This is a genomic window from Comamonas koreensis, assembly GCF_014076495.1.
Lineage (GTDB): Bacteria > Pseudomonadota > Gammaproteobacteria > Burkholderiales > Burkholderiaceae_C > Comamonas > Comamonas squillarum.
In genome coordinates, this window is record NZ_CP043575.1 from 1,436,311 (window position 1) to 1,462,714 (window position 26,404).

General features: G+C 66.0%; 21 protein-coding genes. 13 read left to right on the forward strand and 8 right to left on the reverse strand.

The genetic code is table 11. The annotated features are described in order from the left end of the window. Nucleotides 1-60: 60 nt before the first annotated feature. The 3 genes from F0Q04_RS06500 (at nt 61) to F0Q04_RS06510 (ending at nt 5,103) form a co-directional block, all read left to right on the forward strand. On the forward strand, nt 61-2,205 hold the full coding sequence (locus tag F0Q04_RS06500; RefSeq protein WP_182344980.1) for a TonB-dependent receptor family protein: 2,145 nt from the start codon (nt 61-63) through the stop codon (nt 2,203-2,205). Nucleotides 2,206-2,568: 363 nt separating this feature from the next. Then, on the forward strand, nt 2,569-3,243 hold the full coding sequence (locus tag F0Q04_RS06505) for a DUF2760 domain-containing protein (protein WP_182344981.1): 675 nt from the start codon (nt 2,569-2,571) through the stop codon (nt 3,241-3,243). A gap of 3 nt (nt 3,244-3,246) precedes the next feature. Next, nucleotides 3,247-5,103 carry an Hsp70 family protein gene (locus F0Q04_RS06510; RefSeq protein ID WP_182344982.1) on the forward strand — a complete coding sequence of 619 codons (1,857 nt, stop codon included), beginning with the start codon at nt 3,247-3,249 and terminating at the stop codon, nt 5,101-5,103. 90 nt (nt 5,104-5,193) lie between these two features. On the opposite strand, the gene F0Q04_RS06515 is transcribed toward F0Q04_RS06510, so the two are convergent. From F0Q04_RS06515 to F0Q04_RS06545, 7 genes are all read right to left on the reverse strand, one after another. Beyond that, nucleotides 5,194-7,242 carry a DUF5979 domain-containing protein gene (locus tag F0Q04_RS06515; RefSeq protein WP_182344983.1) on the reverse strand — a complete coding sequence of 683 codons (2,049 nt, stop codon included), beginning with the start codon at nt 7,240-7,242 and terminating at the stop codon, nt 5,194-5,196. A gap of 234 nt (nt 7,243-7,476) precedes the next feature. Next, entirely contained in the window at nt 7,477-8,703 is a 1,227-nt protein-coding gene (locus F0Q04_RS06520) for an acyl-CoA dehydrogenase family protein (protein ID WP_182344984.1), read from the reverse strand. Nucleotides 8,704-8,721: 18 nt separating this feature from the next. Then, nucleotides 8,722-9,762 carry an aldo/keto reductase gene (locus F0Q04_RS06525; protein WP_182344985.1) on the reverse strand — a complete coding sequence of 347 codons (1,041 nt, stop codon included), beginning with the start codon at nt 9,760-9,762 and terminating at the stop codon, nt 8,722-8,724. A gap of 21 nt (nt 9,763-9,783) precedes the next feature. Beyond that, on the reverse strand, nt 9,784-10,764 hold the full coding sequence (locus F0Q04_RS06530; RefSeq protein WP_182344986.1) for an ABC transporter ATP-binding protein: 981 nt from the start codon (nt 10,762-10,764) through the stop codon (nt 9,784-9,786). Between the two features lie 7 nt (nt 10,765-10,771). Further along, nucleotides 10,772-11,767, reverse strand: coding sequence for an ABC transporter ATP-binding protein (locus tag F0Q04_RS06535; RefSeq protein ID WP_182344987.1), 996 nt, complete (start codon nt 11,765-11,767; stop codon nt 10,772-10,774). Continuing rightward, nucleotides 11,768-12,793 carry an ABC transporter permease gene (locus F0Q04_RS06540; RefSeq protein WP_182344988.1) on the reverse strand — a complete coding sequence of 342 codons (1,026 nt, stop codon included), beginning with the start codon at nt 12,791-12,793 and terminating at the stop codon, nt 11,768-11,770. Next, nucleotides 12,793-13,779 carry an ABC transporter permease gene (locus tag F0Q04_RS06545; RefSeq protein ID WP_182344989.1) on the reverse strand — a complete coding sequence of 329 codons (987 nt, stop codon included), beginning with the start codon at nt 13,777-13,779 and terminating at the stop codon, nt 12,793-12,795. The genes F0Q04_RS06540 and F0Q04_RS06545 overlap by 1 nt, the downstream gene beginning before the upstream one ends. Nucleotides 13,780-14,215: 436 nt before the next feature. On the opposite strand from F0Q04_RS06545, the gene F0Q04_RS06550 reads away from it, so the two are divergent. From F0Q04_RS06550 to F0Q04_RS06580, 8 genes are all read left to right on the forward strand, one after another. Next, nucleotides 14,216-15,400 (forward strand): LLM class flavin-dependent oxidoreductase, encoded by a 1,185-nt coding sequence (locus F0Q04_RS06550; protein ID WP_182344990.1) that lies wholly within the window; start codon nt 14,216-14,218, stop codon nt 15,398-15,400. Between the two features lie 132 nt (nt 15,401-15,532). Further along, nucleotides 15,533-17,122, forward strand: a complete 1,590-nt coding sequence (locus F0Q04_RS06555; protein ID WP_182344991.1) for an ABC transporter substrate-binding protein — start codon at nt 15,533-15,535, stop codon at nt 17,120-17,122. Continuing rightward, nucleotides 17,119-18,672: an amidase gene (locus F0Q04_RS06560; protein WP_182344992.1), complete on the forward strand. Its 1,554-nt coding sequence runs from the start codon at nt 17,119-17,121 to the stop codon at nt 18,670-18,672. Before F0Q04_RS06555 ends, F0Q04_RS06560 begins: the two co-directional genes overlap by 4 nt. Beyond that, nucleotides 18,669-19,430, forward strand: coding sequence for an acyl-CoA dehydrogenase family protein (locus tag F0Q04_RS23970; protein WP_232539526.1), 762 nt, complete (start codon nt 18,669-18,671; stop codon nt 19,428-19,430). Before F0Q04_RS06560 ends, F0Q04_RS23970 begins: the two co-directional genes overlap by 4 nt. A gap of 36 nt (nt 19,431-19,466) precedes the next feature. Next, nucleotides 19,467-19,898, forward strand: a complete 432-nt coding sequence (locus F0Q04_RS23975; protein WP_232539527.1) for an acyl-CoA dehydrogenase family protein — start codon at nt 19,467-19,469, stop codon at nt 19,896-19,898. A 32-nt stretch (nt 19,899-19,930) separates the two neighbouring features. After that, nucleotides 19,931-21,553: an ABC transporter substrate-binding protein gene (locus F0Q04_RS06570; RefSeq protein ID WP_182344993.1), complete on the forward strand. Its 1,623-nt coding sequence runs from the start codon at nt 19,931-19,933 to the stop codon at nt 21,551-21,553. Between the two features lie 24 nt (nt 21,554-21,577). After that, on the forward strand, nt 21,578-22,678 hold the full coding sequence (locus tag F0Q04_RS06575) for an ABC transporter substrate-binding protein (RefSeq protein ID WP_182344994.1): 1,101 nt from the start codon (nt 21,578-21,580) through the stop codon (nt 22,676-22,678). After that, nucleotides 22,675-23,565, forward strand: a complete 891-nt coding sequence (locus F0Q04_RS06580) for an NAD(P)H-binding protein (protein WP_182344995.1) — start codon at nt 22,675-22,677, stop codon at nt 23,563-23,565. The genes F0Q04_RS06575 and F0Q04_RS06580 overlap by 4 nt, the downstream gene beginning before the upstream one ends. A 134-nt stretch (nt 23,566-23,699) precedes the next feature. Here F0Q04_RS06580 and F0Q04_RS06585 read toward each other — a convergent pair whose 3' ends face one another. Further along, nucleotides 23,700-24,035, reverse strand: a complete 336-nt coding sequence (locus tag F0Q04_RS06585; protein ID WP_116924883.1) for a four-helix bundle copper-binding protein — start codon at nt 24,033-24,035, stop codon at nt 23,700-23,702. Nucleotides 24,036-24,486: 451 nt separating this feature from the next. Between F0Q04_RS06585 and F0Q04_RS06590 the strand changes: the two genes are divergently transcribed. After that, complete coding sequence (locus F0Q04_RS06590) at nt 24,487-25,275, forward strand: alpha/beta hydrolase (RefSeq protein ID WP_232539528.1); 789 nt, start codon at nt 24,487-24,489, stop codon at nt 25,273-25,275. 313 nt (nt 25,276-25,588) lie between these two features. Next, nucleotides 25,589-26,347, forward strand: a complete 759-nt coding sequence (locus tag F0Q04_RS06595; protein WP_420093982.1) for a hypothetical protein — start codon at nt 25,589-25,591, stop codon at nt 26,345-26,347. Nucleotides 26,348-26,404: the final 57 nt, after the last annotated feature.

The window sequence follows — 26,404 nt, forward strand, 5'->3', positions numbered from 1 at the left end:
CAGGGGTTTATGTACCAAATTTCCCATAGCATCAAACGCTGTAAGAAAATAGCTGCCTCTATGCCGATCCAAGCCTTTTCTCTCTCGCCCCTGCGCCCTGTGGCCGGGGCCGCTGCGCTGCTGTGCGCCCTGTCCGCCGCCGCGCAGACCGCACCAGCAACCCCCTCCACCGCTGAAACCCCCGCTGCCGAAGCCACCTTGCCGACCGTGTCGGTGCGCTCGGCCGTTGGCACGGCCGATCTGCTGCAACTGCCGGCATCGGCCAATGTGGTGGAGGGCAGCGAGCTGCAGGATCGGCAGATGCAGGTCAACCTGTCCGAAGCGCTGGGCAGCGTGCCGGGCCTGACGCTGAACAACCGTAACAACTACGCCCAGGACTTGCAGCTAAGCGTGCGCGGCTATGGCGCGCGCTCCACCTTTGGTGTGCGCGGCGTGCGCCTGTATGTCGACGGCATCCCCGCGACCATGCCCGATGGCCAGGGCCAGACCTCGAATGTCGATATCTCCAGTCTGGAGCGGGTGGAGGTGCTGCGCGGCCCGTATTCGGCGCTGTACGGCAATGCCTCGGGCGGTGTGCTGAGCTTTTACACCGAAGACCCGCAGGGCCCGCTGAAGCTGGAGACCGGCGTGAGCGTGGGCAGCGATGGCCAGCAGCGCTACAGCCTGAAGGCAAGCGGCCAGACCGATGGCGGCATGGGCTATGTGCTGAGCACCAGCCGCTTTATGACCGATGGCTACCGCGAGCACAGCGCCGCCGACCGCAACCTGCTCAATGCCAAGCTGGTGATTCCGCTGGCGCATGACGACAAGCTGACCCTGGTGGCCAACCACACCCGGGGCGATGCGCAGGACCCGCAGGGCCTGACCATGGCGCAGTGGCAGGCCGATCCGCGCCAGGCCAGCAGCGTGGCCGAGCAGTACAACACGCGCAAATCGCTGGAGCAGCAGCAGCTGGGCGCCACCTATGACCTGCGCATCAATGCCCAGCAAAGCCTGAGCCTGTCGGCCTACTACGGCCACCGCAGCATGCTGCAGTACCAGTCCATCCCCAAGGCGCCGCAGCTGGCGCCGGGCCATGCCGGCGGCGTGATCGACATGGCGCGCGACTATGCCGGCGCCCGCCTGGTCTGGGTGGGCGAGTTCGACACCATCGTGCCGCTGCAGCTAAGCGCAGGGCTGGATCTGCAGCAGATGACCGAAAACCGCCAGGGCTACGAAAACTTTGTCGGCGGCACCTATGGGGTGCGCGGCCAGCTGCGACGGGATGAGAAAAACAAGGTCAGCAGCACCGACCCCTTTGTGCAGGCGCGCTGGCAACTGGCCCCGCGCTGGAGCCTGGACACCGGCCTGCGCTACAGCCGCGTGCGCTTCAGCTCGGACGACTACTACATCACCCCCGGCAATGGCGATGACAGTGGCAGCAGCCGCCACAGCAAGCTGCTGCCTGTTGCCTCGCTCTCCTACCAGCTCAGCCCGCAGCAGACGGTTTACGCCAGCGTGGGGCGCGGGTTTGAGACGCCCAGCATCACCGAGATGTCCTACCGCAACAGCGGCTCGGGCCTGAACACCGATCTGCGGCCCACCAGCAGCACGCAGTGGGAGCTGGGCTACCGCCAGCAGCTGCGTGGCGATGCGCTGCGCGGGCTCTGGAGCGCGGCACTGTTCCAGTCGCACAGCAGTGACGAGATCGTGACCGACCAAAGCGCTGGCGGCCGCACCACCTACCGCAATGCTGGCAAGACCCGGCGCCAGGGCCTGGAGCTGTCGGCCCAGCTGGATTTGATGCGCGACTGGCAGCTGCGCGCCGCCTACACCTGGCTGGATGCCCGCTTTCGCGAGGATTCGGGCAGCGGCATCGCCGGCCAGCGCCTGCCCGGCCTGGCACGCCACAACGCCTACCTGGGCGCTGACTGGCACTTTGCCCCGACCTGGACCGTCGGCATGGGTGTGCAGGCCAGCTCCAATGTGCAGGCCAACGATGCCAACACCCAGGCCGCCCCGGGCTACGCCACCACCGCCCTCAGCCTGGGCTACCGCGCACAGATCGCCCCGCGCTGGACCTTGGCCGCCTTTGCGCGGGTCAACAATGTGTTCGACAAGAACTACATCGGCTCGGTCATCGTCAATGACGGCAACCAGCGCTATTTTGAAAGCGCGATGGGGCGTAACTGGGCCAGCGGCGTTAACGTCACTTACCAGTTTTAAGCCCTTACCACCGCCCTCGCACCCCGGGATGCTTAGGGCCGCTAACACGACCCAGCAAACCAAAGGTTTGCGGTTGAGACTAGGCGCCAGGCCGCAGACAGTACAGTAGTACGGCAAGGCTTGGCAACGACGTATCAAGGGTTGTGTTAACGGCCCTTATCCACAGCTTGCTGGTGCATCGCACGGGGGCATAAGGCCAGCCGGTAAAATCCCCGGTATTGCGGGCTGGCCGCCAGCTATAGCGGCTGTCCCCAGCGCCTGCCGCAAACCCCCATTTTTTAAAACCACCCGCCTGCGCTCTGCAGCTGCCCCGGCCCTGGCCCCGCAGCCCCCGCGCCCTGGCGGGTGTCTGTTGGTGCCTCCATGAACAACACCCCCCCATCTTTTTTCAGCCGTATCGCGATCGCGATCGGCAGCTTTTTCGCCATTTTGGGCAATGGCCGCCTGGCGGCTGATGTGCAGCGCGTGCGTGGCGGTGAGCGCCTGGCGGCCGATGTGCCGCCGCAGGAAGTGCGCGTCGAAGTGCCGGTCGAGAAGATTGTTGAAGTCCGCATCGAGGTGCCGGTCGAGAAAATCGTCGAGAAGACCGTAGAGAAGCGGGTCGAAGTACCGGTGGAAAAGCTGGTCGAGAAAGTGGTCGAAAAGACCGTGCAACTGCCCACCGAGACCGCTGCCCTGCAGCTGCTGGGCCTGCTCCAGCGCGAAGCCCGCTTTGTCGACTTTATCCAGGAAGACGTGGCGCCCTACACCGATGCCGAGATTGGCGCGGCCGCCCGCGTGGTGCATGAAGGCTGCCGCAAGGTGCTGCGCGAGCATTTTGCGCTTGCCCCTGTGCGTACCGAGGCCGAAGGCAGCCGCATCACCTTGCAGGCCGGCTTTGATGCCGCAGCCGTGCGCCTGACCGGCCATGTGGTGGGCCAGGCCCCGTTCACCGGCACCCTGGGCCACCGGGGCTGGCAGGTGACGGAGGTCAAGCTGCCCCAGCTGACCGACACGGCAGCCGCCAAGGTGCTGGCCCAGGCCGAGGTGGAGCTCTAAACCATGCAAGCACCTGCCCAATTCAGCATCGGTATCGACCTGGGGACCACGCACTGCGCGCTGTCCTATGTGGACAAGAGCGCCAGCGATGGCGAACACCTGGTCCAGCATGTGCTGGCCATCCCCCAGCTCACGGCGCCCGCCAGCATCGAGGCGCGGCCCTTGCTGCCGTCGTTTTTGTACCTGCCCCATGAGAGCGAGCTGAGCGCCGCCGACATGGCGTTGCCCTGGGGCGCGCAGCAGGATTTTGTCGTCGGCGAGTTTGCCCGCGCACGCGGCGCGGCGACGCCGATCCGCCTGGTCTCCAGCGCCAAAAGCTGGCTGTGCCACCCCGGTGTGGACCGCCGCAGCCCGCTACTACCAGCCGATGCCCCGGCCGAGGTGCACCGCGTATCGCCGCTGACGGCCTCGATCCGCTACCTGTCGCACCTGCGCTGGGCCTGGGAGCAGGCCCATCCCGAGGCGCCGTTTGATGCGCAGGACATCACCGTCACCATCCCCGCATCCTTTGACCCGGCCGCGCGCGAGCTGACGGCCGAGGCCTGCAAGGCGGCCGGCTTCCAGAAGCTCAGCTTGCTCGAAGAGCCGCAAGCGGCGCTCTACAGCTGGATCCAGGCGAGCGGCGGCGACTGGCGCAAGCAGGTGCAAAGCGGCGATGTGATCCTCGTCGTCGACGTGGGCGGTGGCACCACCGACCTGTCCTTGATTGCGGTACTCGAGCGCGATGGCAACCTGGCCTTGCAGCGCGTGGCCGTGGGTGAGCACATCCTGCTGGGTGGCGACAACATGGACCTGGCCCTGGCCTACGCCGTGGCGCGAAAGCTGGCGCAAGAAGGCAAGCAGCTCGACGCCTGGCAAACCCGCGCACTGGCCCATGGCTGCCGCGCCGCCAAGGAGCAGCTGCTGTCCGATGCGGCGCTGCAATCCGTACCCGTGGTGGTGCCCAGCCGGGGCAGCAAGCTGATCGGCGGCAGCATCCGCACCGAGGTGACCCGCAGCGAAGTGCTGGCCACCCTGGTCGAAGGCTTCTTCCCGCAAGTGGCCGTCAGCGACAAGCCCATCAGCCGCGCGCGTGGCGCGCTGACGCAGCTGGGTCTGCCCTATGCGCAAGATGCTGCGGTGACCCGCCACCTGGCCGCCTTCCTGTCGCGCCAGGCCGGCGTGACCGAGCAGATCGATGGCCTGCAGGGCACCCAGCCCGAAGGCGCCAGCTTTCTGCACCCCACCGCGATCCTGTTCAACGGCGGCGTGCTCAAGGCGCCACAGATTGAGCAGCGCATCACCGAAGTGCTGAACAGCTGGCTGGCCGCCGAAGGCGCCGCCCCCGCGCGCCTGCTGGACGGCGCCAACCTGGACCTGGCCGTCGCCCGTGGCGCTGCCTACTACGGCCATGTGCGCGAAGGCCGGGGTGTGCGCATCCGGGGCGGCACCGCGCAGTCCTACTATGTCGGCGTCGAATCCAACATGCCTGCGATCCCCGGCATGGAGCCCCCTATGTCCGCGCTGTGCCTGGCACCGTTTGGCATGGAAGAGGGCAGCGAGGCAGCCCTCGACACGCAGGAGTTTGGTCTCGTCGTGGGCGAGCCAGTGCGCATGCGCTTCTTTGGCTCCAGCGTGCGACGCAGCGATGCCGTCGGCACCATGCTCGACTTCTGGGGCCCCGAGGAGCTGCTGGAGCTGCAGGAGATCGAGCTGAACTTGCCCGCCGAAGGCCGCGCCAATGGCGAGGTCGTGCCCGTCACCCTGCATGCCCGCGTGACCGATATCGGCACGCTGGAACTCAACGCCGTGCCCGTGGGCGGCAGCGAGCGCTGGAAGGTGGAGTTTGATGTGCGGGCGCAGGCGGCGGCGGAGCAGTAAATTGAACTAGGCTGGCCAACGCAGCACCGCCCAAAAAAAATGCCACCAGGAGGTGGCATTTTTGCGTCTGGCCGCAGCAAGGCAGCGCGATCAGGTCGTGCGTCGGCGCATGCGGCCCAGGCCCAGCAGTGCCATGGTGAGCGACAGCGCGCTGACGGCCCAGGTGCCCAGGGTCGGCACTTGCTTGAGCGTCCCGGCATCGGTGGGGGTGGCGTTAGAGACCAAGGTGTTGGTAATGGTCGCAGTGTTGGCACCAGCGGCAATGGCCGCAGGCTGCGTGTAGCTGGGTTCGGCCCAACGGTAGCCCGCAGGGGCGGTGGGCAGCGCGCCTTCGGCCACCGTGCAGGCGCTGCCTTGCTGGATGGTGATGGGGGCAGCGCTGCCCTGGTTGGCCGCCACCACCAGGCTGCCGCTGAAGGACGTTGCCGGGCCGGTGCAGCTCACGGTAAACGGAATCTCACCGGCAAAGGGCGCCGCGCCTGCAGGCCCGGTGACCACCTTGTTCACGGTCAGCTGCGCAGCGGCGACAGAGCGCAGGTACCAGTTGCCATCGTCTGCGTCACGCACCAGTTCATAGCGGATGCCGCCGGCGTCCAGGAAACCGTCTGGCAGCGCAAAGACACTGGCCGCCGAGCTGGCTGCGCCGCCGGTCACGCGCACCACCAAAATGCCTTTGCCGGTGGTGAAGGCCGGCGCGCTGGCCGCATCGGGCAGCACCGAGAGCAGGGTGGGGCTGCCACCTGCCGCTGTCGCATTCACCTGCAGCACATCACTCACCGAGGTGGAGCCATCGTTGAGCACGGTGTTGAGCACCAGGCTGCCGCCATTGGCGGTGTAGGTACCCGCCAAGGCCAGGGTGTTGTTGGGGCTGGCATCGCTGCGAGCGAGCGACACGATGCCCCCGGCATTGCTCAGGTTGCCCGTGGCTGCCAGGCTGGGCAGCAAGGAGGCATCGAGCAGCGCATCGCTTTGCAGGTTCAGCACCGTAAAGGACGAGGCGGCGGTGGCCTCCCACAAGGCGGCGCGGTTCAGGTTCAAGGTCAGCTGACCGCCGCTCGCCAACTGGCTGCTGCCCTTGTAGTGGCCTTCGTTGCCGGTGTAGGTGGCCGTGCTGGTGGCATCGGCGTTCCAGACCACCGGGGCCGTCGTGGCGGTGACTGCATCCAGGCTGGTACTTCCGCTGGCCGAGAGGTAGTTGAAAGAGCTGCCCTGCGCGTTGACGACAAGGCCCGAGCCTGCGCTAAAGCTGCCATTGCTGCGCAGTTGCAGGCCAATGCCTGCGGCACCCGATGCGGTGATGGTGTTGCCCGCCAGCGGCCACCCGGCAACGCCGCCGATGCGGATATCCACGGCTGCAGCACCTGTGCCTGCCACCGTCACGCTGGTAGCGCCATTCAGGGTGACTTGGGAATTCGTCACCACGACGCCTGGCGTGAGGCCCGAGGCGGCTGCCGTGTTGACCGTGGTGGTACCTGTTACGGTGGTGGTGCCGCCCTGGCTCCATAGCGGTGCGTAGCTGTAGCCGGCGTAGTAGGTGGATTGGAAATCGAGCGTGAGATTACCGCCCACCGTGACCGTGCCCGCGCCCACATACAGGCCCGAGCGGGTGCCGCCTTGGCTGGTGATGCTGAGGTCTTTTTGGTAGTTGGCCGTGCCTGCGTTGTTGCGCACTCCATCGCGGGTGTTGATTCTGGCCGAAGGCGCTCCGGTGTTGGAACTGACCGTGACATTGCCCTGGAAGGTGACCACGCCGGAGCCGGCTTTCTCAATCCCAGCGGCATTGTTGGCACCGCTGGGTTTGTTGATCGTGACGTCCTTCAAAAAAGCGCCATTCCCAGCACCAGACAACAGGATGCCCCGGCTGTTGTCGCCGTTGGTGTCGGTGACGGTCAGCACGCCATTGACGGTGGTGTTGCCAGTGATTTGCACCAAACCGGTGGCCAGCCATCCATTGACGGTAACGGCCATGGGGTCTGCGGTGTAGACGCAGGTCAGACCATTGTCCGAAGCCTGCGTGGTGTAAGTCGATGCGCTGAGGTTGGCTGGGCAGGCCAGCGCTATCTGAGGTGCTGCAAACAACCCTGCGAGCAAGCTGCCATGGAGGGCAGCCTTGCCCAAAGGCGTAACGGAGCGGGACAAGTTCAGATGCGAAGTCGCGGATTCGGAAGCGAGGTGCATGGCGTATTTGTAATAAATATACTGAATAAGTAATTTCTACAAGATAACCGCAACAATTTAATTACGCTAGAGCGTTGCTCCCCAAACGACTCTAAAAAATGTGAACTTTAATAAAGTCATTCGGTTTGTTTATGGAGTGTTTGATTTGTGCGTCGGCTGGGGCATGCCTGCGGTCTTGCTCGCCGGTGGCCGCCCTCAAAACACCCGCCCTTCCTCCAAATGCGTCCGCGTGCCATTGAGCACATAGTCCCCCACCACCCGGGTCTTGTGCAGCAGCGGGTTGTGGCTAAAGATGGTGCGCAGGTTGCGCCAATGCCGGTCTAGGTTCAGCTGGCGCGAGGTGGCGGAGGCGCCGCCCACTTCAAACAGGCGCTCGCCGGCATTCAGCGCCAGGCGGCTGACGACCAGCTGGGTCTGGGCGGTGGCCAGAGCCCCTTGCAGCACGACATCGTCCGCGCTTTGCGGCGCGTGCACGATGGCATAGGCGCCCTGGTCCAGTTGGCGGGCGTTGGCGGCGATCAAGGCATCGATCGCATAGCTGGCGGCCGCCAGCTCGCCGATGACGGCCTGCACAAAATGGTCGTCGCGTGAGCGCTCGGCGGGGCTGTGCATCGCGGGCCTGCCCAGCTGCAGCACATAGTGGCGTGCATCGGCTAGGATATTGCGCACAATGCCGGCGGCAGTCGCCACGAGGATCAGCTGGCGCAGCGCAGAGGCATGGCGGCCGGCCAGGTGGTTGCGGGCGCCGGGGCTGATTTCGTCGTCATAGACCAGCACGTTGTTCAGCTCCAGGCTGCCGCTGGCGGTCAGCCGCTGGCCCATGCCATCCCAGTCGTCGAGCACCCGCACGCCTTCGCGCTGCACGGGGATCACGGCATTGACGCCCTGGCCCTCGTCATTGGTGGCAAAGACGTTGAAGTAATCCGCATAGGCCGTGCCGGTGGCGTAGTACTTCTTGCCATTCAAGCGGTGGTGCAGGCCCTCGCGCAGCAGGGTGGAGGTGCTGATGCCGGCGCGTGCCGTGCCCAGCTCGGTAAAGGCACCGCCAAACAGCTTGCCCTGCAGGGCCCAGGCGTTCTGGCGCTGGGCCAGCGCCGAGGGCTTGGTCTCCAGCCGCAGCAGCTCGGTGGTGTTGAAGTGGGTGCGCAGCGCATGGGCCACGTTGGAATCCGCTGCGGCCAGGGTGCTGACCACCTCGACCACATCGGCCACTGACCCGCCCGGCCCGCCCTGTTCGCGGCCAATGCGCAGGCCGCCCAGGCCCGATGCGCGCAGCAGGTCAAAGGCCGCCCAGGGCGGCTCGCGCAGCAGCTCGCGCTGCGCGGCGCCTTGGCCAATATCGGCGGCCAGCTGGGGCAGGCGGGCCAGCAGGTCATCGCGGCTGGGGTGGCGGGAGCGCAGGGGGGGAACCGAGGCATTCATGGCGGTGGACCTGTTGGGTTAGGCGGCCGCTGGCGCGGGGGCCTGCGTAGCTGCCACATAAGGCACCCGGCCTTCGACCGGGTGGCCGGGGTCGGTAAAGCCCAGGGTCGAGGGGTGGCCGGCAGCCACCAGGCGGTTGACCAGGGCCTCGTCATCGGCGGTGAACTGGTAGTCCAGCGCGCGGATATAGCCATCCCATTGCTCGGGCGTGCGCGGGCCGGCGATGGCGGCGGTCACCAGGCGGTTGTTCAGCACCCAGGCCAGCGCAAAGTCCACCGGGCTGATGCCACGCGCGTCGGTGTGCGTTTTGATCTCGGCGGCAATGTCGATGGACTCGGGGCGCCACTCGGTCTCGAGCATGCGCTTGTCCAGCCGCGCGGCGCGCGAGCCGGGCTCGGCCGCTTCCACATTCGGGTACTTGGCCGTCAGCACGCCCCGGGCCAGCGGGCTGTACGAGACCACGCCCAGGCCATAGGCGGCGGCAGCGGGCAGCTGCTCGGCCTCGGCCGTGCGGTTGACGATGTTGTAGAGCGGCTGGCTGGCAATGGGCCGGTCAATGCCTTCGGCGTCCGCGAGGTGCGCCACCTCGGCAATGCGCCAGCCGCGAAAGTTGGACAGCCCAAAGTAGCGCAGCTTGCCCGCGCGCACCAGGTCGCCAATCGCGCGCACCGCCTCGCCCAGCGGCGCATCAAAATCGGCGCGGTGAAAGTAGAGCAGGTCGATGTAGTCGGTGCCCAGGCGGCGCAGGCTGTTGTCGACCGACTCGATGATCCATTTGCGCGAGGTGCCGCGCCGGTTCGGGCCCTCACCCAGCGGGTTGCCAAACTTGGTGGCCAGCACCCAGTCATGGCGGTCCTTGGCCAGCGCACGGCCCACCACCTGCTCGGTCAGGCCCTTTTGGTAGACGTCGGCCGTGTCGATGAAGTTGATGCCCTGGGACTTGCCCTTGGCGATGATGGCGTGCGCGGTCTGCTCGTCGGTCGGGCCGCCAAACATCATGGTGCCCAGTGCCAGGCGGGAGACTTTGAGGCCGCTGCGGCCGAGATAACGGTAGGTCATGGCAAAAGAAAAAACGAAGGGTTAGTGAAAGGAAATCACGGAGGTCTGCGTGCCAGAGGCCGGTGGCAGCTGCGGATGGTGGCAGGCCACCAGGTGGCCATTGCCGCCGTCGCTGAGCAGCGGTTCCTGCGCAGTGCACAGCGCCGTGGCGCGCGGGCAGCGCGGATGAAAGCGGCAGCCCGTGGGCAGGTTCTGCGGGCTGGGCAGGTCGCCGCCCAACGGGGCGGCCTGGCGGTGGCGGGTGGGGTCAGGCACGGCATCGAGCAGCGCCTGGGTGTAGGGGTGGCGCGGGCTGCTCCACAGGCTGCGGCGGTCGGCGCTCTCGACGATGCGGCCCAGGTACATCACCAGCACCCGGTCGGCAAAGTACTGCACGACCGACAGGTCATGCGAGATGAACAGGTAGGACAGGCCGAACTCGCGCTTCATCTCAACGAGCAGGTTCAGGATCTGCGCCTGGATCGACAGGTCCAGCGCCGAGACCGGCTCGTCGCAGACCACCAGATCGGGCTGCAGCATCAGCGCGCGGGCAATGCCCAGGCGCTGGCGCTGCCCGCCGGAGAACTCATGCGGGTAGCGGCCCAGCGCGTTGCGCGGCAGGCCCACGCGGTCGAGCAGGCGCTCGACCTGGCGGCGGCGCTGGGCGCGGTCGCCCAGGCCATGCACCTGCAAAGGGGTCTCCAAGATCGTGCCGATGCTGTGGCGCGGGTTGAGCGAGGCGAACGGGTCCTGGAAGATCATCTGCATGCGCTTGCGCAGGCTGCGCAGCCGCGCGCCTTGCAAGGGCAGAATATCTTCGCCGTCGAGCGCCACCTGGCCGGCGGTGGGCGTCTCCAGCCGCAGCAGGCTGCGGCCCAGGGTGGATTTGCCGCAGCCCGACTCGCCGACCAGGCCGACGGTCTCGCCCTTGGCAATGTGGAACGACACGCCATCGACGGCGCGCAGCACGCCCTTGGGCAGTTTGAAATGGGTCTGAAGATCGCTGACAGTCAGCAGGCTCATGGCGGTCCTAGGCAAGGTGGGCGCTGCGCGCAGACGCAGGCAGGGTGATGGGGCAGGCGCTCAGGCGCTGGGGGCCTGCTACTTGCAAGGGCGGCACAACGCTGTGGCAATAGGCCTGGGCGCGCGGGCAGCGCGGCGCAAAGGCGCAGCCGGTCTGGCCAATGGCCGAGGTGATGCTGCCGCGAATCTCGGTGAGCGGGCCATCGAGGTAATGCGCGCCGGGCTGCAGCCGGGGCGATGCCGCCAGCAGGCCCTGGGTGTAGGGGTGCAGGGGCTCGTCAAACAGTGGGCCAGGGCGGGCCTGCTCGACCTCGCGGCCGGCATACATCACCACCACGCGGTCGGCCCATTGCGAGACCACACCCAGGTCGTGGGTGATCAGGATCAGGCCCATCGACAAGTCCTTGCGCAGCCGGTCGAGCAGGTCCAGCACCTGGGCCTGGATGGTCACATCGAGTGCGGTGGTGGGCTCGTCGGCGATCAGCAGGCGCGGGCGGCAGGCAATGGCCATCGCAATCATCACGCGCTGGCGCATGCCGCCCGAGAGCTGGTGCGGAAAATCATCGACCCTGCGCTGCGGATCGGGGATGCGCACGGTATCGAGCAGCTCGATGGCGCGCAGCCGCGCGGCCTTGGCGCTCAGGCCCTCGTGCTGGCGCAGCACCTCGGCAATCTGCCAGCCAATGGTGTAGACCGGGTTGAGCGACGTCATTGGCTCCTGGAAGATCATGCCGATCTCGCGCCCGCGCAGCTGGCGCATCGCCGGCTCGCTCAGGTCCAGCAGGTTCTGGCCGTTGAAGCGGATCTCGCCCTGCGCAATGCGGGCCGCGCGTGGCAGCAGGCGCATCAGCGCGAGGGCGGTGAGCGATTTGCCCGAGCCGGACTCGCCGACGATGGCCAGGGTTTCGCCAGCCTGTACCGAAAAGCTCAGCCCACGCACCGGATCGAGCTGCGGAAAGCGGATGCTCAGCCCGCGCACATCCAACAAAGAGGTTTCGGACATTCAGCGCTCCTGCGACAGACGGGGGTTGAGGGCGTCGTTCAAGCCATCGCCAATCAGGTTGAAGGCGAGCACGGCAAACACGATGGCCAGGCCCGGAGCCGCAGTCAGGTACCAGGCCGTGCGCAGCAGGTCGCGCCCCATGCCGATCATGCTGCCCCAGCTGACGACGTTCGGGTCGCCCATGCCCATGAAGGACAGGGCTGATTCCAGCAAGATGGCCGAGGCCACCATCACCGATGAGGTGACGATGATGGGCGGCAGCGCATTGGGCAGCATCTCACGCAGGATGATGCGGCTGTGCGAGTAGCCCAGCGCGCGGGCGGCCAGCACAAACTCCTTGTGGCGCAGCGCGCGGAACTCGGCCCGCACCAGGCGTGCCACCGTGGGCCAGGTCACCAGGCCAATCGCGACGACGATGGTGCTGATCGCAGGCTGGGCAATCGCCACCAGCACCACCAGCAAGATAAAGCTGGGAATCGTCTGGAACAGTACCACCACGCGCTGCAGCAAGTCATCGACCCAGCCGCCAAAGTAGCCGCTGACGGCGCCAATGCCAATGCCCAGGCTCAGCCCGATCAAGGTAGCCGACACGCCCACCAACAGCGACACCCGCGCGCCATGGGCAATGCCGGCGGCCACATCACGGCCCATCGAATCGGTGCCGAGCAAATAGGTCCCATCCTGGCCGGGCCAGAGAAAGGGCTGGGCCACCATGTCCAGCGGGTCACCGGGGAAGAGCCAGGGCGCTGTCAGCGCCAGCAGCAGCACGGCCAGCAAAAAGCCACAGCCCAGCATGGCCGTGGGGTTGCGCAGGAAAACGCGCAGCGCGCGGTAGCCCTGGCTGCCACTGCCGGCGTTGGCGGCACTGGTGCTGGTGCGCACCGCATCGGGCGCATGCAGATTCGGCCAGGGCGCGGCATCGGGCTCGGCGTTGCTGGTGGTACTGTGCGCCGCTTGTGCGGCCGCCAGCGGGTGGGCGGCGGCCGGGGGGATCGGCAGCGCCTGGGTAGAGGAAGACAAAGACATCAACGCACCTCGATTCGGGGATCCAGCCAGGCATGCAGCAGATCGACCAGCACATTGGCGGCGATCACGAGCAGCGAAGAGAGAAACAGCACACCCATCAGCACGCTGAAATCGCGGCTGAGCACGGCCTCAAAGGCCAGGCGCCCGAGGCCGGGCCAGCTGTAGACGGTCTCGACGACGACCGCGCCGCCGAGCATGCCGCCCAGGTGCATGCCGGCCATCGTGGTGACCGGCAGCAGCGCATTGCGCAGCACATGGCGCACGGTGATGCGCCAGGGCGAGAGGCCTTTGGCCGCCGCGGTGCGCACAAAGTCCTGCGACTGCACCTCCAGCATCGCCGCGCGGGTGAGGCGGGCATAGATCGCCACATAAAAGAGTGCGAGCGACGTGGCCGGCAGCACCATGTAGCGCAGCTGGTCGAGCACAGCGGCCAGGCCGCTCAGCTCGGAGCCAATGCTGGCCGAGCCACCACTGGGCAGCCAGCCAAGCTTGACCGAGAACAGCACGATCAGCATCAGCCCGGTCCAAAAGCCCGGCACCGAATAGAACAGCAGCGACAGCACGGACAGCAGGCGGTCGGGCAGGCGGCCGGCAAAGTAGGCCATGGCCGTGCCCAGCGCAATGCCCAGGCTCAGCGCAATCGCCAGCGCCAGCCCCATCAGCAGCAAGGTGCTGGGCAGGCGCTGGCCGATCAGCTCCATCACCGGCATGTTGTAGCGCGGGGAGAAGCCCAGGCTGAAATGCGCCAGGTTGCCCAGGTAGGCCTGCAATTGTTCGAGCACGCTCAGGTCCAGCCCAAAGCGCGAGCGCAGCGCCGCCAGGGTCTCGGCCGTCGCGGCCCCCGATTCGCCGGCCATCACATCGGCCGCATCACCGGGCGTGAGCTGCAGCAGCAAAAAGTTCAAAATCGCGACGCCCAGCACCGTTGGCACTGCATATTTGGCATTGAACCAGAGCGATCGCAATAAACGTGGGGTGGTATTCATGCGCATTATTCATCGGGAGGTGACCTGTGCATGATAGGAGCGTTCCTGCGTTATCAACGGTATTTGCAGCATGCCATTTCATATATCAAAAGGCGTAAATTAAATAACAAATATCGGTATCTGATTTTTATCGGTTGGTGGCTGCTCGCCAAAGTTTTTTGTGGTGATTCGCACCTGAGACGGCATATTTTGTTTGGCTTGCTGCATATTTTCGCAAGCTATAAGCGCGGATGGAGGCTGTGCAGAGCGCTGGCATTGCGCCTGCGGCTCTGTTTGTATGCCTGCGCCAATGGCTGATTTTTAAATATGCAAATGCAAAATCGGCGCAAGAGCGGGGTGGTGATTCATGGGATTATTCAAGCCAATGCGGATGCTGAATAGCTGGTTATCTCAAGGCTGGTTCGGCTTCCTTTGTATTGACAACCTTGGCCGCCCCATGAACTCTGCAATACCGCTGGAAAAACTCGCTGATAGAGAGACATTCGCCTCACCGCTGGATTTTCCGGACAGCCCCCTGTCGCAGGCTTTTGCGCAGCCGATTCTGCTGGGCCTGTTTCTGCCGATCCAGGCAGGAGGCTGGAGTGCCTCCACCCTGCCGCGCAGCACCGACTGGCGCTTTGACTACAACAAGGACCTGGTGCTGAAGGCCGAGAACCTCGGCTTCGATCTGGTGTTTGCGCTGTCGCAGTGGCTGCCCAAGGGCGGCTATGGCGGGGTGTTCAATGGCGATGCGCTGGACTCCTTTGCCACCACGGCGGCGCTGACCTCGGTCACGAGGCGCATCATGCTGATCTCGACCATCCATGTGCTCTACGGCCCGTTGCACCCGCTGCACCTGGCCAAGTGGGGGGCTACGCTGGACCATATCTCGGGCGGGCGCTGGGGCATCAATATCGTCACCGGCCACCGCGAGGTGGAGCACAGGATGTTTGGCTGGGACCAGATCGAGCATGACCGTCGCTATGACCTGGCCTGGGAGTTCATCGAGGTGGTGCAGCGCCTGTGGTCTTACGACGAGAACTACTCGTTTGAAGGCATCTCGCCCTGGAAGCTGGGCGGCGGTTTTGTCAGCCCCAAGCCGCGCTTTGGCCGGCCCGCGCTGGTCAATGCCACCGGCTCGGACGCCGGCATTGCCTTTGCAGCCAGGCATTCGGACCTGGTCTTTATCACCAGTCCCGGCGCATCGGACTTTGCCCGAGCCATCGAGGTGCTGCCCACCCATGCCGCCCGCGTCAAGCAAGAGGCGCGCAATGCCGGCCGCACGGTGCGCACCTTGCTCAACCCCATGGTCATCAGCCGCGATACCGAGGCTGAGACCTGGGCCTACCACGATGCCATCGTCGCCCACCAGGACCAGCGCACGCCCGAGGGCTTTAGCAGCTTGAAGAGCGATGCCCATGCCTGGCGCGGCCGCACCGCCCTTGATGCCCCCAAGCGCCGCGCCATCGGCGGCAATATCGAAGTGATCGGCACGCCCGAGCAGGTGGTCGAGCAGTTTGTGCAGCTCAAGCGCGCCGGCATCGATGGGCTGCAGCTGAGCTTCTTCGACTTCAAGCCGGATCTGGAGTTTTTTGGCGACCGCATTTTGCCGCTGATGAAGCAGGCGGGTCTGCGCTTCTAGCCGCAGCACCTGCGCTGCACTGCACTGTGCACCGCACTTATCCACAGACTTTCTCCGTCCCTCCCGTTTTTACTTTGCGCTTTTGCGTGCTACCCGCGCCTTGTCTGCGCCTTTTCTCCTGGACCATTGCCCATGCGAACTCTCTACAAAAACCTGGCCTGGGGCCTGCTGGCTGCCAGCAGCTTTGGGGCTGCCAACGCCCAGGCGCCGGCCACGCCCGTCAAGGGCGGCACCGTCACGTCCGTGGTCGCGCAAGAGCCGACCTCGCTGGTGTCCTTTCTCGACACCAAGACCGACAACCGCGATGTCAGCGCCAAGATCACCGAAGGCCTGCTGCGTTATGACGCCAAGTTCCAGCCCCAGCCCTTGCTGGCAACATCCTGGACGGTCAGCCCCGATGGCCTGCAGTACCGCTTCAAGCTGCGCGAGGGCGTCAAGTTCCATGATGGGCGCGACTTCAGCTCGGCCGATGTGCGCTATTCCTTCCTGACCCAGAAGAAGCTCGGCCCGCGCGGCCGTATCACCTTGCAGAACCTGGAGCGGGTCGATACGCCCGATGCGCACACGGCGGTGCTGGTGCTGTCCAAGCCCGCGCCGTTTTTGCTCAAGTCGCTGTCATCGGCCGAGCTGCCCATCGTGCCGGCGCACCGCTATGGCGATGGCGACCCGCTGGGCAGCCCCAACGCCAATGCGCCAGTGGGCACGGGCCCCTTCATCTTTGAGCAGTGGGTGCGTGGCAGCCATGTGATCCTCAAGCGCAACCCCCACTACTGGCGCCCGGGTGTGCCCCATGTGGACCGGGTGGTGATCCGCTTTGTACGTGACCCTGCTGCCATCTCGGCCGCCATCGAAACCGGCGAGGCCGATGTGGCGCAGAACCTGGCCTTGGCCGACCTGGGCCGCTTGCTGCAAAAGCCCACGCTCAAGCTTGACGCCAGCTATGACGCGTTCCTGAACAATGCCTCCTTCCTGGAGTTCAACGTCGAGAACCCGGTGCTGTCCAAGCCCCAGGTGCGCCATGCGATTGCCCATGCGGTGGACCGCAATTTCATCGTCAACAACGTCTACTACAAGCAGGCCGAGCTGGTGAACTCGCCCATCCCCAAGGTGCTGGGCGCCTACTACGACGACAGCGAGTTCAACTACGGCTTTGATGTGGCCCGCGCCAACCAGCTGCTCGACAGCGCCGGCTACCCGCGCCAGGCCAATGGCCAACGCTTTGCGCTCAAGCTCACCTACATCCCGGGCGCGCAGTTCAAACAGACTGCCGAGTACCTGCGCTCGGCGCTCAACCGCGTGGGCATCAAGGTGGACATTCTGGACGGCGACCTGCCCACCTTTTTGAAGCGCGCCTACACCGCGCGTGAGTTTGACCTGAACCTCAATGGCCTGGGCCGCTTGTTTGATCCATCGGTCGGCGTGCAGCGCATCTACTGGTCCGACGGCATCAAGAACCCGCTGATCTGGATCAACGCCTCGCATTACAACAACCCACAGGTCGACAACCTGTTCCGCCAGGCCGCTGTCGAGGTCGACGAGGCCAAGCGTGCCGCGCAGTTCCGCGAGATTCAGCAGATCGTTGGCCGTGATCTCCCCGTCTACCCGATCGCCACCGTGCCCTCTGCGCTGCGGGTACACAGCACGCGGGTGCATGGGCTCAACAACAGCATTGACCTGACGTCTGGAGATTTTTCTGACCTGTGGCTGGAGGCTAGCAAATGACGACGACCATCGACTTTCCCAACGAATCCACCCTGAGCGAGAGCGCAGTAGCGTCGCCCGGCATTGCCGCCAGCCTGGCCTTTGCCAGCGCCCGTGCGCAGTTGCAAGCGCTGGCCGATGGCCGCGTCAGCGCGGTCGAGCTGCTGGAGCAGGCGCTGGCCCGCATCGAACGCCATGATGGCGAGCTCAATGCGATCCCGGTGCGGGCGATAGAGCAAGCCCGGCGCGATGCCCAGGCGGCAGACGCCGCCTTGCAGCGGGGCGAGCGCAAGCCATTGCTGGGCCTGCCGATCACGGTGAAGGAGAACTTTGATGTCGCCGGCCTGCCCACCACCGTGGGCAACCCGGACTACCGCAGCAATATCGCCCGGCAGGATGCGCCGGCAGTCGCGGCCTTGCGCGCGGCGGGGGCGGTGCTGATCGGCAAGAGCAATGTGCCGCTGGCGCTGAGCGATCTGCAAAGCTACAACGCCGTGTACGGCAGCAGCAGCAACCCCTGGGATCTGCAGCGCACACCGGGCGGCTCATCGGGCGGCAGCGCGGCGGCCGTGGCGGCCGGCTTTGTCGCGCTGGAGCTGGGCACGGATATTGGTGGGTCGGTGCGCATCCCCGCGCACTTCAACGGCGTGTTTGGCCACAAGACCAGCTATGGGCTGATCTCGATGCGCGGCACCGGCGCGCCGCAAGGGCGCTTTAGCGCGCGTGATCTGTCGGTGGCCGGGCCGCTGGCGCGCACTGCGCTCGACCTGGAGCTGGCGCTGGAGCAGCTGCTTAACCTTGATCCGCTGCAGGCCAAGGGCTGGCAGGCGAGTCTGCCGCCACCGCGCCACCAGCGGCTGCAGGATTTTCGGGTGCTGGTGCTGGATGCCTGGCCGGGCCAGGAGGCGAGCCTGTCCGAGCAGCTGGTGATCGCGCGCGTCGTCAGCGCCTTGCAGGCCCAGGGCGTGCAGACCACGCAGTGGCGCGATCTGCCGCCTGCGCAGCGCCCTGATCTGAGCGAGCAGCACCGCACCTACCGCAGCCTGCTGGGCTCGTCGGTGGCTAACGCGGCCCCGTTGACCGAGGCGCAGCAGCAGCGCCTGGCCGAGCTGGAGCCCGACGACCGCAGCGCCGAGGCCGCCTTGCTGCGCGCGCCCAGCCTGCCCCATGCCACCTGGCTGCAGGACAACGAGCACCGCCATGCGCTGAGCCACCAGTGGGAGCAGCTGTTCCAGGACTATGACGTGGTGCTGACCCCCGTGGCACCGACGCCCGCTTTTGCGCACCAGCAGCAGGGCCACAAGGAGGAGCGCCGCTTTCCCGTGGCCTATGCCGATGGGGTGCGCGAGATCGGCTTTCGCGAGCTGTTTTACTGGGCCGGTTTGCCGGTGCTGCCAGGCCTGCCTGCGACCAGCTTTCCGGTCGGGCTGGACGATGACGGCCTGCCGATCAGCGCCCAGGTGGTCGGCCCCTATCTGGAAGACCGCACCACGATTGCCTTTGCCCATGCCTGGGAGCAGGCCCAGGGCGGCTTTGTGGTGCCGCCCCGCTATGCGCAGGGGGATGCATGAGCGCCGTGCTGCAAGTGCTGCAGCCGCCACGGGAAGCGGCCAGCCCGGGCCCGGCCTTGGACGAGGCCGCCTTGCTGGCCCGCGCCCAGGCGCTGATCGGCAAGCTGGCCGCACTGGCGGAGGCGCATGACGCCAGTGGCGCTGCACCGGCGTCGCAGTTTGCGCTGCTGCACCAGGCCGACTTGCTGCGGCTGACCATTGCCCGCGAGGCCGGTGGCCATGGCGCCGGCCTGGCCAGCGCGCGTGCAGTGATGGGAGCCATTGCCCAGGGCGACCCGGCAGTCGCTTTGATTTTGGCGATGCACTACAGCAACCATGCGGCGATTGCCCGCTCGCAGCGCGCGGGGCAGGGCGAGTGGCCGCCAGCGCTGGCGGACGAGCTGATCGCAGCCAGCCTGCAAGGCCCCGCCTTGCTCAACGCCGCCCAGGTGGAGCCGGAGCTGGGCTCCCCCTCGCACGGCGGCCTGCCAGCGGCGCGGGCCAGGCGCGTGGCCGGTGGCTGGCAGCTGAGCGGCCACAAGGTCTATGTGACCGGCGGCCCGCTGCTGGCCTGGATCAGCGTGCTGGCGTTGACTGATGAGCCCGAGCCGCGCCTGGGCAGTTTTGTGCTGCCCCGAGGCACGGCCGGTGCGCGCCTGGTCGATACCTGGAACCCGCTGGGCATGCGCGCTACCGCAAGCCAGGACCTGGTGCTCGACGGCGCCTGGGTGCCCGACCACCATGCGGTGGGCCTGCGCCCAGCCAGCCTGGGCCTGTAGCGCGAGGCCCATGGCATTGCCTGGTACTTCAGCCTGGTGGCAACGGTCTATGACGGCGCGGCGCGCTCAGCCCGCGACTGGCTGGGCGCTTTTTTGAACCAGCGCCGCCCCAGCGCGCTGGGCGGTGCCAACCTGGCGTCGCTCGCCACTGTGCAGGAAAAGTTTGGCGAGATCGAGGTATTGCTGCAGACCAGCGACTGGCTGCTGGACAGCCATGCCCGCGCCTACGACAGCGGCACGGCCCCCGATGGCCTGGTTGCCGTGGCCAAGCATGTGGCGGTGGACAACGCGCTGCGCGCGGTGCAGCTGGCGCTGGAGCTGGCCGGTAACCACGGCCTGGCGCGGCGCAATCCGCTGGAGCGCCATCTGCGCAATGTGCTGTGCAGCCAGATCCATTCACCGGCCAACAGCCTGATCCGCAGCAACACCGGCCGCGCGGCCTTGCAACGGCACCAGGCCGCTGCCTGAGCGCTGCCCTGTTTTTACCCTTGGTACCTCGCATGTCTATTGATTCCGATTTCTCGCTCGCCACGCGCCGCCACTTTATGCTGGCCGCTGCTGCCTCCGGCATCGGCACGGCAGTTCCCAGCCTGGCCTGGGCGCAGGACAAGCCGCAAAAAGGCGGCACCCTGAACCTGCTGCTCTTTCCCGAGCCGCCAACCCTGACGACGATTGCGCACACCGCCGGCTCGTCGGTGACGATCTCGGGCAAGGTCACCGAGGGGCTGCTGACCTATGACTTCAACCTCAACCCGCAGCCGCAGCTGGCTGTTGCCTGGTCGATCAGCCCCGATGGCCTGGTCTACCGCTTCCAGCTGCGCCAGGGCGTCAAATGGCATGACGGCAAGCCTTTTACCTCGGCCGATGTGGTGCACTCGATTGCCTTGCTCAAGGAGTTCCACCCCCGGGGCCGCGCCACCTTTGCGGGCGTGGCGGAGGTGCAGGCGCCCGACGCGCATACCGTGGTGCTGCAGCTGAGCCGCCCCATCCCCTACCTGATCACGGCACTGGCGGCCTCAGAGTCGCCCATCGTGCCCAAGCACCTGTATGCCAGCGGCCGGGCCGATACCAACCCGGCGAACAATGCGCCGGTGGGCACGGGCCCCTTTGTGTTCAAGGAATGGTTGCGCGGCAGCCATGTGATCTACGAGCGCAACCCCCATTACTGGGATGGCGACAAGCCCTATATCGACCACCTGGTGGTGCGCTTTATCCCCGATGCCGCCGCGCGCACGGCGGCCATCGAAAGCGGCCAGGTGCAGATTGCGCCCAGCTCGCCGGTGCCCTTTGCCGAGGTGGAGCGCCTGCGCGCCAAGCCGGGCCTGCAGTTCGAGACCCGGGGCTACGAGTACATCAACAGCGTCTACCGGCTGGAGTTCAACCTGGAGAGCGAGCTGCTCAAGGACCTGCGCGTGCGCCAGGCCATTGCCCACGCGCTGCAGCGCGAGAACCTGCTCAAGGTGGCCTGGTACGGCCAGGGCAAGCTGACCACCGGGCCGGTGCACCCGGCGCTGAAAAAGTTCTATGTGCCCGATCTGCCGGTGCTGCCCTATGACCTCAAGCGTGCCGAGAAGCTGCTGGACGACGCGGGCCTCACGCGCGGCAAGGCCGGCGGCCAGTGGCGCGCGCGCTTGAACCTGACCCCCATCCCCAACGAGGGCGGCCAGCGCACGGGTGACTTCCTCAAGCAGGCCTTGGGGCGCATCGGCATCGATGTGCAGATCAACAGCCAGGACTTTGCCACCTACATCAAGCGCATCTACACCGACCGCGCCTTTGACCTGCATGTGAGCGCGATGAGCAACACCTTTGACCCGACGGTGGGCATCCAGCGCCTGTACTGGTCCAAGAGCTTTCAGCGCGGGCTGCCGTTCTCCAACGGCTCGCACTACGCCAGCCCTGAGGTGGACCGCCTGCTGGAGTCCGCCGCCGTCGAGATGAACGAGGCCCAGCGCATCCGCGAGGTGGCCGAGTTCCAGAAACACATCGCTACCGACCTGCCCGACATCACCCTGGTCGCCCCCGACATCTACACCATTGCCGACAAACGCGTGCGCAACCACACCGTGGGCGCAGACGGCGTGGCCGGCAACCTGGCCGGCGTCTGGCTGGCCGCGTCCTGATCCCGTTCCCCCAAGGAGAAACCGATGACAAGCCCTTCCGAAACATCGAACGTACAAGGTCAACAACCCAGCTCCCTTTGGTACACCCGCTGCCCGGTGCCGTCGCCACTGGGCATTGCCGCGCAGCACGGCTGGCTGCAGCAGGCCTTTGCGGCCCTGGGCATTGGGGTCGAGTCCATCTTTGACTCCAAGGACCGCAGTGTGCGCGAGAGCCATTTTGACCACCGCCTGCCCTGGTCCTTCCGCCAGGGCGGCAATATTCCGCCGATCTGGGCGCGCGCCAAGGGCAGCGATACACGCCTGGTGGCCATCACCTGGACAGACGAGTTCCAGGCGCTGGTGACCTTGCCGGGCCGGGGCATCGGCAAGCCCGAGGACCTGGCGGGCAAGCGCTTTGGCGTGCCCCAGCGCGTCAATGACCTGATCGATTTCCACCGCGCCACCGCCCTCAAGGGCCTGGTCTCGGGCCTGTCGCTGGTGGGCCTGCAGCACAGCGATGTGCAACTGGTCGATCTGGTGATCGAGGAGTCGGTGATCCAGCAGCATGGCACGCCCAGCCTGTTTGGGCTGCGCCGCCGCCACCCGTACTTCCGCGAGGCGGAGGCCTTGGTGCGCGGCGAGGTCGATGCGATCTTTGTCAAAGGCGCCGAGGGCCTCTTGGTGGCCAACCTGATCGGCGCGCAGCTGGTGAGCGAATTTGGCCGCCACCCCGACCCGCGCGTGCGCATCAACAATGGCACGCCGCGCACCTTGACGGTGGACGCCGCACTGGCCGACCAGCGCCCGGACCTGGTGCTGGCGCTGCTGCGCGTGGTGCAGCGCGCCGGCCGCTGGGCCCAGGCCCATCCCGATGAGACCCTGCGCTTTGTGGCCCGCGAGATCGCCACCAGCGAAGAGGCCATCCTGGCCTCCAACGGCGCCGATGTCCACCGCCATCTGGGCATCAGCCTGGAGCCCGAACTGGTCGATGCGATCGGCTACTTCAAGGACTTTTTGCTGGAGTGGGGCTTTTTGCCGGCCGATTTCTCGGTCACCGACTGGGTCGATGCCCGGCCGCTGAACCGTTTGCTGGCCGAGAATGCGCCCGCGCAAAGCGTGGCGCAGCCCGAGGCGCTGCGGGCATGAGTGCGCACCCGCATCCCCGCGTGCTGGTCTGCGGCGCGAGCGGCCGCCTGGGCCAGCTGCTGGTGCCGCGCCTGCTGGCCCGGCAAGCGCGACCCCGGGTGTTCGTGCGCCAGGCCGCTACTGCGCGGGCGCTGTGGGGCGATACCGTCGAGATAGCGCAGGGCTGTTTTGAGGATGCGGCCACCTTGGGCAAGGCGCTCGTCGGCATTGAGCGTCTCTTCCTGCTCTCTCCGATCAGCCCTGCGCTGGCCGAGCAGCAACTGCGCGTGGTCGAAGCCGCGCGCGCTGCCGGCGTGCGGCACATCGTCAAGCTCTCCGGCTCGGACTGGACCATAGCCCCGCCCGGCCATTCGCTGTCCGGCGATGCCCATGGCCGCATTGAAGAGGGACTGCAGGCCAGTGGCATCTCCCATGTTGTGCTGCGCCCCAATGCCTGGATGCAGGTGGGTTTGTCGCGCATCGCCGGGGAGCTGCGCACCGGCGTTGTGATCCGCTCCCAGCACCTGGGCGCTGGTGTCTCCTATATCGATGCCCGCGACATCGCCGATGTTGCTGTTGAAGCGCTGCTGAACCCCGAGGCCGCCCAGCAGCGGCTGGGCGCCCCCGGCCCCTGGGTGCTGACCGGCAACCAGGCGCTGCGCCCGCAAAAACTGGCCGATATTGCATCGCGCCTGCTGGGCCGGCCCATCACCGCCTCCGCGCCTGTGGCCGCCCCCGCCGCGGCTGACCCGTTTATCGCGCAAGTGCATGGCGAGTTTTTTGCGTTGATGCGTGCGGGGCATGCGGCTGCGGTGACTGCCACGGTGCAGCAGGTGCTGGGGCGGGAGGCACGGACGGTGGAGGGGTTTTTGGCGGAGGAGCTGGGGGCTTTGGCTGTGGCAGTTTGAGGCGGAGGGAAGTAGGCTGGCAGTGCCCGGTGTGCATTAACGGCACCCCATCGGTTGGACGGATATCCAACTTGTGGGGATGCTGTTCAATCAGCGGGCAGGTGCCGACCTGCTTGGCATTTGGCGCCGCCTCGTCAGTTGACCATTGCCAAGCAGGCCTTGGAACAGGCCCTGCAGGTTTCCGCACATCGCACGCAATGGTCATGCTGGTGATGGGCGCACTCGTTCGCGCAGGCGAGGCAGATCTCGCTGCATAGCCTGCAGAAGTGTTTCGCCATTTCGCTGTTGCGCGCCATGGCACCCACGGAGAGCGAGCAGATGGCTGCGCAATCGACATCCAGCGCCATGCAGCGTGCCATCATCTTGGGATCGTCCTCTTTGAGGCATCCTGCAAAGCATTCGTTGCACGCAATCACGCAGGCGTTGCATGCGTCAATACAGGCCTGATAAGGGTTGGCGGTGGTGGTCATCACAGTCTCCTTTTGCAAAACCTTGTTGTACGGCTTGTGCGCAGCTGAAGCTGTAGGAGTGACGCGTTCATTTCCTCTGCATCCAGTTCGGCATGCAACTGGCCAAAGGTGAACCGAGGTTGGAGCTGGGGTGGCAGCACTGGGGTCATAGCGCCACTTCAACCTATAGCGCTCATTCGGCCTACATAAGTTTCCGGTACCCGCTGAGAGGCGTAGAACTAGCTTCAACGTAGACTGGTGGAAATAACTGCTTGAAGGATCTGCCGCTGGTAGGGCGTTCCGCACACTCCAGGGTATGAATCCAAAAGACGTATAGCGGTGTATAGCGCACATGCCCATTTCTTCTAAACTTTCCACCCCCATGAGTCGCCGTCTGAGCCTCCTCGGCATCGGTTCCGCCATCGCAGCGCTGCTGTCCGGGTGTTCTGGTGCCCAAGTACTGGACCACTTGGTGGCACATGACACCTACCACGGCCCCACCGGCGTGCGCTATGGGCTCGATGCAAGGCATCTGCTGGATGTGTACCAGCCAGCGACAGGCACGTCGCCCGGCCATGCACCGGTGGTGCTGTTTTTTTATGGCGGCAACTGGACGAGTGGCGAGCGGGCCGAGTACCGGTTTGTCGGCGAAGCGCTGGCGGCCAACGGCATCATCGCGGTGGTCGCCGACTACCGGCTGAGCCCCCAGGTGCAGTACGAGGGCTTTCTGGGCGATTGCGCCTTGGCGCTGCAGTGGACCTTCGCGCACGCCGCCAGCCTGGGTGGCGACCCTTCGCGGGTGATGGTGATGGGCCATTCGGCCGGGGCTTACAACGCAGCGATGCTGGCGCTGGACCCGCGCTGGCTGGCACCTTTGGGCCTGACACCCGATCGGCTTGCGGGCTGGATTGGGCTGGCCGGGCCCTACGACTTTTTGCCGATTGTGGACCCCCAGGTCCAGGTGGCGTTTAACTGGCCACACACCCCGGCCGATTCCCAGCCGATCTTCTACGCCGACGCCAAAGCCCCCCGCACCCTGCTGCTGGCCGCACGCAATGACAAGGTGGTGGACACGCAGCGCAACACCGTCGGCCTGGCAAACCGCTTGCGGGCTGCCGGTACCGACGTGGATATACGGATCTTTGACCACCTCAGCCACGTGACGACCGTCGCCGCCCTGGCCCGGCCGCTGGACTGGCTAGCCCCGGTACTGCCGACGGTGCTGGACTTTGTACGCGGGGATCCGAAACGGGTGCAATGACCCCTCATGTGATAGCAGCCGTGACCGGTTGTGTCGCGGCGACAAGCTTGCTTAGCAGCCGGTCCCTAGGTTGCTCCATCGTGGCGAGAGTCCCATGCTGACGGGCTGCTGGCGCTAATATGGCGTTTTCGGCCAGAAACGGCCTTTAGCCACCACCGCGCAACGGTGCCAGCCAGCGCTGCTGTCTACCGCTTCCATGCATCACCTCTACACACACCCCTACCAGGGCAGGTTTGGCAATGGCCTGGCCAAACTGCTCAATTCGCGTCGCTTTGCCAGCTATCGGCGAGCGCTGATGTCTCGTCTGCCCTTCATGATCTTGGACAGCGATGTGGTGGATGTGGTCTACATGACATGGCTGGTGGACGAAGCCCTGGCCGCCCCGTTTGCCCCACCGGGCGCGCGCCTCTGGTCTTACCAAGGTCGCACGCCTCTTACGGTGCTGACCTATCGGCATGGGCATTTTGGTCCTCGGTGGATGGGGCCCTTGAGGCGGTTTATGCCTTCGCCATTGCAGAGCAACTGGCGTCTGTACCTGGCAGAGCCGCTGGCTGATGCGCCGCCCATTCCCACCGTTGCCTTTGTCTACAACGTGATGGACAGCCTCGCCCATGTGGCCGGGACGCGCCTGTTCAGTGATGCCTTGCCATCCCATTGGCCAGCTGGCTTCGATTTCCGCGTGAACGCTGATGAGGCCATTGTCGACATCGCGCCCGGCGATGGCAGCGCGCCGAGATTGGGGGCCAGGGCGGTGAGGGCAGGGGACGCCGTTTTGTCGCCGCCCTGGTCCGGTATGTTCGATGGCTGGTCGGATGCAATCGTGCGCCTGGCCTCCCAGGACGCTGCGGTGGTGGAGGTGCCAACAGTGGAGGGCGCCCCTGGCAGGTCGGCCTTGGCCACAATTGACTTGCCGGTGGATGTCGCCTCGGTGCAGCCCTTGCTGCTGGACACGCAAACCCTGGACTGCCCTGTGCTGCAGAGGCTGGATGCGGACCCGGAGGCGCTCTGCTTTCTGCTGCCCAGCGTGCGCTTTTCTGCCTTGTCCGAACGGCTTTTACGCGCTTCTGTGTGAGCTAGGGCTGCTGCGACAGCGTGGCTCGGCCAACAGTCAAAGAGGCTTGACGCCAAC

Excerpts from the sequence above, each read along its gene's own strand:
- F0Q04_RS06530 (WP_182344986.1), bottom strand. The coding sequence starts at position 10,764 with ATGAGCCTGCTGACTGTCAGCGATCTTCAGACCCATTTCAAACTGCCC.
- F0Q04_RS23970 (WP_232539526.1), top strand. The coding sequence starts at position 18,669 with ATGAGCGCCGTGCTGCAAGTGCTGCAGCCGCCACGGGAAGCGGCCAGC.
- F0Q04_RS06540 (WP_182344988.1), bottom strand. The coding sequence starts at position 12,793 with ATGTCTTTGTCTTCCTCTACCCAGGCGCTGCCGATCCCCCCGGCCGCC.
- F0Q04_RS06585 (WP_116924883.1), bottom strand. The coding sequence starts at position 24,035 with ATGACCACCACCGCCAACCCTTATCAGGCCTGTATTGACGCATGCAAC.
- F0Q04_RS06525 (WP_182344985.1), bottom strand. The coding sequence starts at position 9,762 with ATGACCTACCGTTATCTCGGCCGCAGCGGCCTCAAAGTCTCCCGCCTG.
- F0Q04_RS06520 (WP_182344984.1), bottom strand. The coding sequence starts at position 8,703 with ATGAATGCCTCGGTTCCCCCCCTGCGCTCCCGCCACCCCAGCCGCGAT.
- F0Q04_RS06545 (WP_182344989.1), bottom strand. The coding sequence starts at position 13,779 with ATGAATACCACCCCACGTTTATTGCGATCGCTCTGGTTCAATGCCAAA.
- F0Q04_RS06575 (WP_182344994.1), top strand. The coding sequence starts at position 21,578 with ATGACAAGCCCTTCCGAAACATCGAACGTACAAGGTCAACAACCCAGC.
- F0Q04_RS06555 (WP_182344991.1), top strand. The coding sequence starts at position 15,533 with ATGCGAACTCTCTACAAAAACCTGGCCTGGGGCCTGCTGGCTGCCAGC.
- F0Q04_RS06570 (WP_182344993.1), top strand. The coding sequence starts at position 19,931 with ATGTCTATTGATTCCGATTTCTCGCTCGCCACGCGCCGCCACTTTATG.
- F0Q04_RS06505 (WP_182344981.1), top strand. The coding sequence starts at position 2,569 with ATGAACAACACCCCCCCATCTTTTTTCAGCCGTATCGCGATCGCGATC.
- F0Q04_RS06550 (WP_182344990.1), top strand. The coding sequence starts at position 14,216 with ATGAACTCTGCAATACCGCTGGAAAAACTCGCTGATAGAGAGACATTC.
- F0Q04_RS06535 (WP_182344987.1), bottom strand. The coding sequence starts at position 11,767 with ATGTCCGAAACCTCTTTGTTGGATGTGCGCGGGCTGAGCATCCGCTTT.
- F0Q04_RS06595 (WP_420093982.1), top strand. The coding sequence starts at position 25,589 with ATGATCTTGGACAGCGATGTGGTGGATGTGGTCTACATGACATGGCTG.
- F0Q04_RS06500 (WP_182344980.1), top strand. The coding sequence starts at position 61 with ATGCCGATCCAAGCCTTTTCTCTCTCGCCCCTGCGCCCTGTGGCCGGG.
- F0Q04_RS06560 (WP_182344992.1), top strand. The coding sequence starts at position 17,119 with ATGACGACGACCATCGACTTTCCCAACGAATCCACCCTGAGCGAGAGC.
- F0Q04_RS06510 (WP_182344982.1), top strand. The coding sequence starts at position 3,247 with ATGCAAGCACCTGCCCAATTCAGCATCGGTATCGACCTGGGGACCACG.
- F0Q04_RS06580 (WP_182344995.1), top strand. The coding sequence starts at position 22,675 with ATGAGTGCGCACCCGCATCCCCGCGTGCTGGTCTGCGGCGCGAGCGGC.